13 protein-coding genes are annotated in these 11,362 nt (G+C 58.1%); 12 read left to right on the top strand and 1 reads right to left on the bottom strand.

Annotation, left to right across the window (positions count from 1 at the left end; all coding sequences use genetic code 11):
* The first annotated feature begins 75 nt into the window (after positions 1-75).
* The 10 genes from VSQ83_RS19450 to hisC all read left to right on the top strand — a co-directional run bounded on the left by VSQ83_RS19450 (position 76) and on the right by hisC (position 8,124).
* Positions 76-885: an ATP-binding cassette domain-containing protein gene (locus tag VSQ83_RS19450; protein ID WP_046809022.1), complete on the top strand. Its 810-nt coding sequence runs from the start codon at positions 76-78 to the stop codon at positions 883-885.
* Positions 885-1,682, top strand: a complete 798-nt coding sequence (gene mlaE, locus VSQ83_RS19445) for a lipid asymmetry maintenance ABC transporter permease subunit MlaE (RefSeq protein ID WP_133076362.1) — start codon at positions 885-887, stop codon at positions 1,680-1,682. Before VSQ83_RS19450 ends, mlaE begins: the two co-directional genes overlap by 1 nt.
* Positions 1,682-2,149, top strand: coding sequence for an outer membrane lipid asymmetry maintenance protein MlaD (gene mlaD / locus VSQ83_RS19440; RefSeq protein ID WP_019825010.1), 468 nt, complete (start codon positions 1,682-1,684; stop codon positions 2,147-2,149). Before mlaE ends, mlaD begins: the two co-directional genes overlap by 1 nt.
* 11 nt (positions 2,150-2,160) lie before the next feature.
* On the top strand, positions 2,161-2,820 hold the full coding sequence (locus tag VSQ83_RS19435; RefSeq protein WP_133076361.1) for an MlaC/ttg2D family ABC transporter substrate-binding protein: 660 nt from the start codon (positions 2,161-2,163) through the stop codon (positions 2,818-2,820).
* On the top strand, positions 2,817-3,122 hold the full coding sequence (locus VSQ83_RS19430; protein ID WP_019825006.1) for an STAS domain-containing protein: 306 nt from the start codon (positions 2,817-2,819) through the stop codon (positions 3,120-3,122). The genes VSQ83_RS19435 and VSQ83_RS19430 overlap by 4 nt, the downstream gene beginning before the upstream one ends.
* 115 nt (positions 3,123-3,237) lie before the next feature.
* Complete coding sequence (locus VSQ83_RS19425; RefSeq protein ID WP_003439919.1) at positions 3,238-3,477, top strand: BolA family protein; 240 nt, start codon at positions 3,238-3,240, stop codon at positions 3,475-3,477.
* A 31-nt stretch (positions 3,478-3,508) separates the two neighbouring features.
* Complete coding sequence (gene murA, locus VSQ83_RS19420) at positions 3,509-4,774, top strand: UDP-N-acetylglucosamine 1-carboxyvinyltransferase (protein ID WP_133076360.1); 1,266 nt, start codon at positions 3,509-3,511, stop codon at positions 4,772-4,774.
* Positions 4,775-4,957: 183 nt separating this feature from the next.
* A complete protein-coding gene (gene hisG / locus VSQ83_RS19415) occupies positions 4,958-5,593 on the top strand; it encodes an ATP phosphoribosyltransferase (RefSeq protein WP_133076359.1) in 636 nt (211 codons plus the stop codon).
* 147 nt (positions 5,594-5,740) lie between these two features.
* A complete protein-coding gene (gene hisD, locus VSQ83_RS19410; protein ID WP_133076358.1) occupies positions 5,741-7,066 on the top strand; it encodes a histidinol dehydrogenase in 1,326 nt (441 codons plus the stop codon).
* Positions 7,067-7,068: 2 nt separating this feature from the next.
* A complete protein-coding gene (gene hisC / locus VSQ83_RS19405) occupies positions 7,069-8,124 on the top strand; it encodes a histidinol-phosphate transaminase (protein WP_219261678.1) in 1,056 nt (351 codons plus the stop codon).
* 126 nt (positions 8,125-8,250) lie between these two features.
* Here hisC and algW read toward each other — a convergent pair whose 3' ends face one another.
* Entirely contained in the window at positions 8,251-9,408 is a 1,158-nt protein-coding gene (gene algW / locus VSQ83_RS19400) for a Do family serine endopeptidase AlgW (RefSeq protein WP_133076356.1), read from the bottom strand.
* A gap of 100 nt (positions 9,409-9,508) precedes the next feature.
* Here algW and VSQ83_RS19395 point away from each other — a divergent pair, with 100 nt between their 5' ends.
* Both VSQ83_RS19395 and cysD read left to right on the top strand, forming a co-directional pair.
* Complete coding sequence (locus VSQ83_RS19395) at positions 9,509-10,267, top strand: Nif3-like dinuclear metal center hexameric protein (protein ID WP_219261677.1); 759 nt, start codon at positions 9,509-9,511, stop codon at positions 10,265-10,267.
* Between the two features lie 169 nt (positions 10,268-10,436).
* Entirely contained in the window at positions 10,437-11,354 is a 918-nt protein-coding gene (gene cysD, locus VSQ83_RS19390; protein ID WP_095028988.1) for a sulfate adenylyltransferase subunit CysD, read from the top strand.
* The last annotated feature ends 8 nt before the right edge of the window (positions 11,355-11,362 follow it).

Below are 11,362 nucleotides of genomic sequence, written 5' to 3'. Positions count from 1 at the left end.
CCAGGGAACGCGTGCTTCTTGATAAGAGGTTTGGTGTCCGGGTGAGAGGCAGAGGCTGCATCGCAAGGAGTTTAGATGAGCGCCGATAACGCCTACGCGGTCGAGCTGAAGGGAGTGTCCTTCAAGCGCGGCACGCGCAGCATCTTCAATAATGTCGATATTCGAATTCCCCGTGGCAAGGTCACGGGAATCATGGGCCCGTCGGGCTGCGGCAAAACCACACTATTGCGCCTGATGGGCATGCAACTGCGTCCCAGCAGCGGCGAAGTGTGGGTCAACAATCAAAACCTGCCGACCCTGTCGCGCAGTGATTTGTTTGATGCCCGCAAGCACATGGGGGTGTTGTTCCAGAGTGGTGCATTGTTCACCGATCTGGATGTGTTCGAGAACGTTGCCTTCCCGCTGCGGGTGCATACCCAGCTGCCTGAAGAAATGATTCGTGACATCGTGCTGCTGAAATTGCAGGCGGTGGGCTTGCGCGGGGCTATCGATTTGATGCCCGACGAGTTGTCCGGCGGCATGAAGCGTCGGGTGGCCCTGGCGCGGGCGATTGCCCTGGATCCGCAAATCCTGATGTATGACGAACCCTTCGTGGGCCAGGATCCCATCGCAATGGGAGTGCTGGTGCGGCTGATTCGCCTGCTTAACGATGCGCTGGGCATCACCAGTATTGTGGTGTCTCACGACCTGGCTGAAACCGCGAGCATCGCTGACTATCTCTATGTAGTCGGTGACGGTCAGGTGCTGGGGCAGGGTACGCCTGAAGAGTTGATGAACGCCGATAACCCGCGCATTCGCCAGTTCATGACCGGCGATCCGGATGGCCCGGTTCCGTTTCACTTTCCGGCGTCGGACTACCGAACCGATCTACTGGGGAAGCGCTGATGCGCAGACATTCATTAATGGACCGTATCGGTTTGTTTGGCCGAGCCGGGATCGACATCGTCGCGGTGCTGGGGCGTTCGACGATTTTCCTGTTTCATGCACTGCTGGGGCGAGGCGGTATCGGCGGCGGTTTCGGGCTGCTGATCAAGCAGCTGCACTCCGTTGGCGTCATGTCGCTGGTCATTATCGTGGTGTCCGGCATATTCATCGGCATGGTGCTGGCGCTGCAAGGCTTCAGCATTCTGTCCAGCTATGGTTCCGAGCAGGCGGTTGGGCAGATGGTGGCCCTCACCCTGTTGCGCGAATTGGGGCCGGTGGTGACTGCCTTGCTGTTCGCCGGTCGCGCGGGTTCTGCCTTGACCGCTGAAATCGGCAACATGAAATCGACAGAGCAGCTGTCCAGCCTGGAAATGATTGGGGTCGACCCACTCAAATACATTATCGCGCCGCGGTTATGGGCCGGTTTTATTTCCCTGCCTGTGCTGGCGATGATTTTCAGTGTGGTCGGCATCTGGGGCGGTTCGTGGGTTGCAGTGGACTGGCTGGGTGTCTATGACGGTTCCTACTGGGCCAATATGCAAAATAGCGTGACCTTCAGTGGTGACGTACTTAACGGGATCATCAAAAGCATCGTCTTTGCTTTCGTGGTGACCTGGATTGCCGTGTTTCAAGGTTATGACTGTGAGCCCACATCAGAGGGGATCAGCCGTGCCACTACCAAGACCGTGGTGTATGCCTCTCTGGCAGTCCTCGGGCTGGACTTCATTTTGACTGCCTTGATGTTTGGAGATTTCTGATGCAAAACCGCACCATGGAAATCGGTGTCGGCCTGTTCCTGCTGGCTGGCATCCTGGCTTTGCTTCTGCTTGCCCTGCGGGTCAGCGGACTGTCCCCGACCGCCAGCACTGACACCTACAAGCTCTACGCCAACTTTGACAACATTGCCGGCCTCACCGTGCGCGCCAAAGTCACCATGGCGGGCGTGACCATCGGCAAGGTTACGGCGATTGACCTGGACCGTGACAACTACATGGCCCGTGTCACCCTGCAGCTCGAAAAAGCTGTGGATAATCTGCCGACCGATTCGACTGCGTCTATTCTCACAGCGGGTCTGCTGGGCGAGAAATACATCGGTCTGAGCGTGGGTGGTGAAGACACTGTGCTCAAGGACGGTGGCACCATTCACGACACTCAGTCGTCGCTGGTCCTTGAAGACCTGATCGGTAAATTCCTGCTCAATACCGTTAGCAAAGACGCCAAATAAGGAGCTTTAAGATGATTTCTCTCTTGCGCCGTGGCCTGTTGGTAATTATGGCTGCAGCCCTCCCTCTGGTGGCAAATGCTGCGCCGGGGCAGTCTGCTCACGACATCGTTTCAGACACAACCACCCGGTTGCTGGCTGACCTGGCTGCCAATAAAGAGCAGTACAAGCAAAACCCGAGCAAGTTCTACGATGCCCTGAACGGTATTGTCGGGCCGGTGGTGGATGCCGACGGTATTTCGAAAAGCATCATGACCGTGAAGTACTCCCGTAGTGCGAGTCCTGAGCAAATGCAGCGCTTTCAAGAGAACTTCAAGCGCAGCCTGATGCAGTTCTATGGCAATGCCTTGCTTGAGTTCAAAAACCAGGGCATCACCGTTGCCCCGGCCAAGGATGAAAGCGGCGATCGCACCAGCGTCGATATGACCGTCAAGGGTGATAACGGGGCGATTTACCCGCTGTCCTATACCCTCAACAAGGTTAACGGCGAGTGGAAAGTGCGTAACGTGATCATTAACGGCATCAACATCGGCAAGCTGTTCCGTGATCAGTTCGCCGACGCCATGCAGCGCAACGGCAACAACCTGGATAAAACCATCGATAACTGGGCTGGCGAAGTAGCCAAGGCCAAGGAAACGACCGATGCAGCTTCGCCCAAGGCTGCAGGCCAATGAGTGAAGCGGCTGTAACCCTGGCCGGCGAGAGCGAGTTGCGCCTCAGTGGCGTACTCGATTATCAGACCGGCCCCCGCTTGCGCACTGAAGGTCAGGCACTGATCAAAAAAGCTCTGGCCAAGGCGTTGGTCGTTGACTGCTCGGGTGTCACCAAATCCAGCAGCGTCGGTTTGTCGCTGTTGCTGTGTTACATCCGTGATGCGCAAGCCCTGAACAAGCCATTGAGCATTCGTGACATGCCCGAAGACATGCGCGAAATCGCCCAGGTCTCGGGCTTGACCGAATTGCTGGCACATCATTAATAGCCACGTATAGAAAAGTCCCCCCGTCAGAGTCCTGTTATACGGGGTTCGCAGGCGCGGGGCTTTTTTGTATGATGGCCGACCCGCGCGCGTTAGGCGCCGATTGAGGTTGAGCATGCAGGCCGTAGAAGTGAAGAGCTTTCTTGAGGGAAAGCTGCCTGGAACCCAGGTAGAAGTTGAGGGCGAAGGCTGCAACTTTCAGCTGAACGTGATTAGTGACGAACTGGTGGCCTTGAGCCCGGTCAAACGTCAACAAAGCATCTATGCCCATTTGAACCCGTGGATCGCTGATGGCAGCATCCATGCGGTCACTATGAAATTCTTCAGCAGCGCGGCCTGGGCCGAGCGCACCTGAGCCCCCTGAGCCCATTGGCGTCGAGATTGTTATGGATAAATTGATTATTACCGGCGGCGTTCGTCTAGATGGCGAAATCCGCATTTCCGGGGCGAAGAACTCCGCCCTGCCGATTCTGGCAGCGACCTTGCTGTGCAATGGCCCGGTCACTGTAGCCAACCTGCCGCACTTGCATGACATCACCACCATGATCGAGCTGTTCGGTCGCATGGGCATTGAGCCGGTGATCGATGAAAAGCTGAGCGTCGAAATCAACCCGAACACCATCAAAACCCTGGTCGCACCGTACGAACTGGTTAAAACCATGCGTGCCTCGATCCTGGTTCTGGGCCCGATGGTTGCGCGTTTCGGTTATGCCGAAGTGGCCTTGCCTGGTGGTTGCGCCATTGGTTCGCGTCCGGTTGACCTGCACATCCGCGGCCTTGAAGCCATGGGCGCAGTGATCGACGTGGAAGGTGGCTACATCAAGGCCAAGGCTCCGGAAGGCGGCTTGCGCGGTGCCAACTTCTTCTTCGATACCGTCAGCGTGACCGGTACTGAAAACATCATGATGGCCGCCGCTCTGGCCAATGGCCGCAGCGTTTTGCAGAACTCTGCACGCGAGCCTGAAGTCGTCGACCTGGCCAACTTCCTGAACGCCATGGGCGCCAAGGTCAGCGGTGCAGGCACGGACACCATCACCATTGATGGCGTCAAAGAGTTGCACACCGCGACCTACCGCGTGATGCCGGACCGTATCGAGACCGGTACCTACCTGGTAGCCGCTGCCGTGACTGGCGGCCGTGTGAAGGTCAAGGACACCGATCCGACCATCCTCGAAGCCGTTCTTGAAAAACTCAAGGAAGCGGGCGCCGAAGTCACTACCGGTGAAGACTGGATCGAGCTGAACATGCACGGCAAGCGTCCTAAAGCGGTGAACGTGCGTACGGCTCCGTACCCGGCGTTCCCGACTGACATGCAGGCGCAGTTCATCTCCCTGAACGCCATTGCCGAAGGCACGGGCGCAGTGATCGAGACCATCTTCGAAAACCGCTTCATGCACGTGTACGAACTGCACCGCATGGGCGCCAAGATCCAGGTCGAAGGCAACACTGCCATCGTCACCGGTACTGAAACCCTCAAGGGTGCGCCAGTCATGGCTACCGACCTGCGTGCTTCGGCCAGCCTGGTTATTTCGGCTCTGGTCGCTGAAGGCGATACCCTGATCGACCGCATCTACCACATAGACCGTGGTTACGAGTGCATCGAAGAAAAACTGCAAATGCTGGGCGCCAAAATTCGCCGCGTTCCGGGCTAGTTTTTTGTTGTTTGGCATCATGGGCACAGGGATAGTGTCCAGCCGCCAGGTGACGTAACGGCTTGCAAGCGTTACCTTACCTGGCCTCGAATCGTTCAAGTCGAGCCTGATATCAGGCTCGATGCTTGTCCGGCGCCGATTGCGCCCGGGCAAAAAGTACCCTGATAAGGACTTACGTTTCCCATGTTGACCATTGCACTGTCCAAGGGCCGTATCCTTGACGACACCCTGCCGCTTCTCGCTGAAGCGGGCATTGTGCCGACCGAGAATCCGGACAAAAGCCGCAAGCTGATCATTCCGACTACCCAACCCGATGTACGTCTGCTGATCGTACGCGCCACCGACGTGCCGACGTACGTTGAACATGGCGCGGCAGACCTCGGTGTCGCGGGTAAAGACGTGCTGATGGAGTACGGCGGCCAGGGCCTTTACGAGCCGCTGGACCTTCAGATTGCCCAGTGCAAGCTGATGACTGCCGGTGCCATTGGTGTTCCCGAGCCTAAAGGCCGCCTGCGTGTTGCCACCAAGTTCGTGAATGTCGCCAAGCGCTACTACGCCGAGCAAGGCCGTCAGGTCGACATCATCAAGCTGTACGGCTCGATGGAGCTGGCGCCGCTGATTGGCCTGGCCGACAAGATCATCGACGTGGTCGACACCGGCAACACCTTGCGCGCCAATGGCCTGGAACCTCAGGAATTCATTGCCGCCATCAGCTCCCGTCTGGTGGTTAACAAGGCTTCGATGAAAATGCAGCACGCCCGTATTCAAGCCCTGATCGATACCCTGCGCAAGGCAGTGGAATCGCGACACCGCGGCTGACTCACCTGCGCGACCTTGAGTCGCGCCCATCTATCCGTGTAATAGCCAGAAATTTCAGCGACCTGCGCGGATGGCTTGGTAGTCTTGCTGCCTTCACTGTGTAACATCATTCATTCTAAGCATTCGCCCAATACCGAGGCCCTCGCTATGACCGCTCCCACTGCAATTCGCCGACTCAACGCTGCTGACCCGGATTTCGCGCAGCATCTGGATCATCTGCTGAGCTGGGAAAGTGTGTCTGACGACTCGGTCAACCAGCGTGTGCTCGACATCATCAAAGCCGTGCGTGAGCGTGGCGATGCTGCACTGGTTGAGTTCACCCAGCGCTTTGACGGGCTGAGCGTCAACTCGATGGCCGACTTGATCCTGCCCCGCGAGCGCCTGGAGCTGGCCCTGACCCGTATCACCGCGCCGCAACGTGAAGCGCTGGAAAAAGCCGCACAGCGTGTGCGCAGCTATCACGAAAAACAGAAGCAGGACTCCTGGAGCTACACCGAAGCCGACGGCACGGTGCTGGGCCAGAAAGTCACGCCACTGGACCGTGCAGGCTTGTATGTACCGGGCGGCAAAGCCTCTTACCCGTCATCGGTGTTGATGAACGCCATTCCGGCCAAGGTCGCAGGCGTTACCGAAGTGGTCATGGTGGTGCCGACCCCTCGTGGCGAAATCAATGAGCTGGTGCTGGCTGCCGCCTGCATTGCGGGCGTTGACCGAGTGTTCACCATCGGCGGTGCACAGGCCGTTGCGGCACTGGCCTACGGCACAGAAAGCGTTCCGAAAGTCGACAAAGTGGTCGGCCCGGGCAACATCTATGTCGCCACCGCCAAGCGCCACGTGTTCGGTCAGGTGGGCATCGACATGATCGCCGGCCCTTCGGAAATTCTGGTGGTGTGCGATGGCCTGACCGATCCGGACTGGATTGCCATGGACCTGTTTTCCCAGGCCGAGCACGATGAAGACGCACAGGCGATTCTGGTCAGCCCCGACGCCGAGTTCCTCGACAAGGTCGCGGCGAGCATTGCCAAGTTGTTGCCGACCATGGAGCGGGCCGACATCATCGAAACGTCGATCAATGGCCGTGGCGCACTGATTCTGGTGAATGACATGCAGCAAGCCATCGACGTTGCCAATCGCATTGCTCCGGAGCACCTGGAGTTGTCGGTGGCTGACCCGCAAGCCTGGCTGCCGCAGATCCGTCACGCTGGCGCGATCTTCATGGGCCGACACACGTCTGAAGCCCTGGGTGATTACTGCGCGGGCCCCAACCACGTATTGCCAACTTCCGGCACGGCACGTTTTTCGTCGCCGCTGGGGGTGTATGACTTCCAGAAGCGCTCCTCGATCATCTTCTGCTCCGAGCAGGGTGCTTCCGACCTGGGCAAGACCGCATCGATTCTCGCCCGTGGTGAGTCGCTGACCGGTCACGCCCGCAGTGCCGAATACCGCATCATCGCCGACGACAAGGGGCAATAAACATGAGCAAATTCTGGAGTCCATTCGTCAAGGATCTGGTGCCTTACGTGCCGGGTGAGCAGCCGAAGCTGACCAAGCTGGTCAAGCTCAACACCAACGAAAACCCTTATGGGCCTTCGCCCAAGGCCCTGGCGGCGATGCAGGCCGAGATCAACGACAACCTGCGTTTGTACCCTGACCCGAACAGCGACCTGCTCAAGCAGGCGGTGGCCGAGTACTACGGTGTACAGACTGCCCAGGTGTTTCTGGGCAACGGTTCGGACGAAGTCCTGGCCCATGTATTCAATGGCCTGTTCCAGCACGACAAGCCGCTGCTGTTCCCGGATATCAGCTACAGCTTCTATCCGGTTTACTGCGGTTTGTACGGCATCGAATTTGACGCCGTGCCTCTGGATGAGCAGTTCCAGATCCAGCCTGCGGACTATGCCAGGCCTAATGGCGGGATCATCTTCCCGAACCCGAATGCCCCGACCGGCTGTCTTTTGGCGCTGGAGGCCATCGAGCAGATCCTCAAGGCCAGCTCTGATTCAGTGGTTGTCGTGGATGAAGCGTACATCGACTTTGGTGGCGAGACGGCCATCAGCCTGGTGGATCGCTACCCGAACCTGCTGGTGACTCAGACCCTGTCCAAATCGCGCTCCCTGGCCGGCTTGCGGGTCGGGTTGGCAGTGGGCCACCCGGATCTGATCGAAGCGCTGGAACGGATCAAGAACAGCTTCAACTCCTACCCGCTGGACCGTATCGCCATTGCGGGCGCTGCGGCTGCGTTTGCCGACCGTGAATACTTCGAGCACACCTGCAAGCAGGTAATCGACAGTCGCGAACACGTGGTAGGGCAGTTGCAGGCACTGGGTTTTGAAGTGCTGCCGTCGGCGGCGAACTTTATCTTTGCCCGTCATCCGGAACACGATGCGGCGGCGCTGGCGGCCAAGTTGCGGGGGCAGGGCGTGATCGTGCGCCACTTCAAGCAATTGCGCATTGCCCAGTTCTTGCGCATCAGCATCGGTACGCCGGAGCAGAATGCGGCGTTGATTGAAGGGTTGTCGGATATCGAATAGAGGTTGACCGCGGCTCTTGTGGGAGCGGGCTTGCTCGCGATGCAGGCGCCGCGGTAGTTCAGGCAAACCGCGGCGATACCATCGCGAGCAAGCCCGCTCCCACATCAGGTGGTGAGGGCGCGTTACTTATTCTTCCTGCTGCGGCGGCTGTTCCTGTGGCGGTCGCAGGCCCACCTCGGCGGTGAGCTTAAGCTCTTTGCCGTTACGCATGACCTGGATCGTGATCTTGTCCGAAGGCTTGATCCGCGCCACCTGATTCATTGAGCGGCGCCCATCGCTGGCAGGCTCGCCATCGATGCTCAGAATCACGTCTCCCAGTTCAAGACCGGCTTTTTGCGCCGGACCCCCACGGAAAATGCCCGCGACAACAATTCCAGGGCGTCCACTGAGACCAAACGACTCGGCCAGTTCCTGGGTCAAGGGTTGAACCTCAATCCCCAGCCAGCCGCGAATGACCTGGCCGTGCTCGATAATCGACTTCATGACCTCCATCGCCAGATTGATCGGGATCGCGAAGCCGATGCCTTGCGAACCGCCTGACTTGGAAAAAATCGCGGTGTTAATGCCGGTCAGGTTGCCGTTGGCATCTACCAGTGCGCCGCCCGAGTTGCCCGGGTTGATCGCGGCATCGGTCTGGATAAAGTCTTCGTAGTTGTTCAGGCCCAACTGGTTGCGGCCTGTGGCACTGATGATGCCCATTGTGGTGGTTTGACCCACGCCGAACGGGTTGCCAATCGCCAGGGCGATATCACCGATACGCAAGGTGTCCGAGCGGCCGATGGTGATTGCCGGCAGATTCTTGAGGTCAATCTTTAGCACCGCGAGATCAGTTTCCGGGTCGCTGCCAATGACCCTGGCGTGTGTTTCACGACCGTCCTTCAGCGCCACCACAATCTGGTCGGCCCCTGCGACCACGTGGTTATTGGTCAGCAAATAGCCTTCGGGACTCATCAGAACCGCCGAACCCAGGCTGGACTCCATACGTTTTTGCTTGGGCTCGTTGTTGCCGAAAAAATGCCGGAACTGCGGGTCTTCGAACAAGGGCCTGGCGTTTTTGTTCACCACTTTGGTGGTGTACAGGTTGGCTACGGCAGGCGCGGCACGCACTACCGCGTCGGCATAGGTCACCGGTCCTTGCTGCATGTAACTGGTTTGCGGGGCTTGTTGCAGATTGACGTCCAGGCTCGGCAGTCCAACCCATTGCGGGTAACGCTGAATAATCAGCAAAGCGATAAGCACGCCAGCCAGCAATGGCCAGCCAAAAAAACGCAAAGCCTTAAACATTGAACTCAGTCCTGAAGGTTGCAGAGCCATTCTGACGGCCCATAATGGCGCCATTATACGAGGGCCGCCCGGCTCTGAACGCTATATTTAGGAGTCTTTTATGGCTGTCGCCCTGAGCACGCTGGTAGAAGAAGCAAATCGTTACCTCAATTGCGCCACCATCAATGATTACTGCCCCAATGGCCTGCAGGTCGAAGGTCGCCCCCAGGTGATGCGCATCGTCAGTGGCGTGACCGCCAGCCAGGCACTGCTGGATGCTGCAGTCGAGGCCCAGGCCGATCTGGTGCTGGTGCATCATGGTTACTTCTGGAAGGGTGAAGATCCCTGCGTGACCGGGATGAAGCAACGTCGCCTCAAGACGCTGCTCAAGCACGACATCAGCCTGCTGGCCTATCACTTGCCACTGGACCTGCATCCCGAGGTGGGCAACAACGTGCAATTGGCGCGGCAGCTGGACATCACCGTCGAAGGCCCGCTTGATCCTGGCAATTCGAAAGTGGTGGGGTTGGTGGGCTCTCTGGCCGAGCCTGTGACCGCCCGTGATTTTGCACGCCGTGTTCAAGAGGCGCTTGGGCGCGAGCCGCTGCTGATTGAAGGCAGTGAAATGATCCGCCGCGTGGGTTGGTGTACCGGTGGCGGGCAAGGCTATATCGATCAGGCGGTGCTGGCGGGCGTTGATCTGTACCTGAGTGGCGAAGCTTCGGAGCAGACTTTCCATAGTGCCCGGGAAAACGACATCAGCTTCATTGCCGCGGGGCACCATGCTACCGAACGCTATGGCGTGCAGGCATTGGGTGACTACCTGGCGCGGCGCTTTGCTTTGGAACACCTGTTTATCGATTGCCCGAATCCGATCTGATTATTGGAATCCAGCCCGCTCCCACATGGAGTAATCGCCCAAACTCCGGGGTCTATTCTTAGACCGTTTCGATCTAGTTGGGGTCATCTATAGAAGCGGACGCTGTGCTAGCATTCGACCCTCGAACACGGCCCGCAGGCCGTTCATAAGATAGCTTTCGTGAGTAGCCATGGTCGACAAACTGACGCACCTGAAACAGCTGGAGGCGGAAAGCATCCACATCATCCGCGAGGTGGCCGCCGAGTTCGATAACCCGGTGATGCTGTACTCGATCGGTAAAGATTCCGCCGTGATGCTGCACCTTGCACGCAAGGCGTTTTTCCCTGGCAAGCTGCCGTTTCCGGTGATGCATGTCGACACCCAGTGGAAATTCCAGGAGATGTACAGCTTTCGCGACAAGATGGTTGCCGAGCTGGGCCTGGACCTGATCACTCACGTCAACCCTGACGGCGTGGCTCAAGGGATCAACCCCTTCACCCACGGCAGTGCCAAGCACACCGACATCATGAAAACCGAGGGCCTGAAGCAGGCTCTGGACAAATACGGCTTCGATGCCGCCTTTGGTGGTGCCCGTCGCGACGAAGAAAAATCCCGTGCCAAAGAGCGCGTCTATTCCTTCCGTGACAGCAAGCACCGCTGGGATCCGAAAAACCAGCGCCCCGAGTTGTGGAACGTCTACAACGGCAACGTCAACAAGGGCGAATCCATTCGTGTGTTCCCGTTGTCGAACTGGACCGAGCTGGACATCTGGCAGTACATCTACCTTGAGGGCATCCCGATTGTGCCGCTGTACTTTGCGGCCGAGCGCGACGTCATCGAGAAGAACGGCACGCTGATCATGATCGACGACGACCGTATCCTTGAGCACCTGTCTGACGAAGACAAGGCTCGCATCGTCAAGAAAAAGGTCCGCTTCCGTACTCTGGGATGCTACCCGCTGACCGGCGCGGTGGAGTCAGAGGCTGAAACCCTGACCGACATCATCCAGGAAATGCTCCTGACGCGAACTTCCGAGCGCCAGGGCCGAGTCATCGATCACGATGGCGCAGGCTCAATGGAAGATAAAAAACGTCAAGGTTATTTCTAAGGGGTTGT

It is taken from the genome of Pseudomonas sp. DSV-1 (assembly GCF_035830915.1).
GTDB lineage: Bacteria > Pseudomonadota > Gammaproteobacteria > Pseudomonadales > Pseudomonadaceae > Aquipseudomonas.
This window is presented reverse-complemented; position numbering and strand designations above follow the sequence as displayed.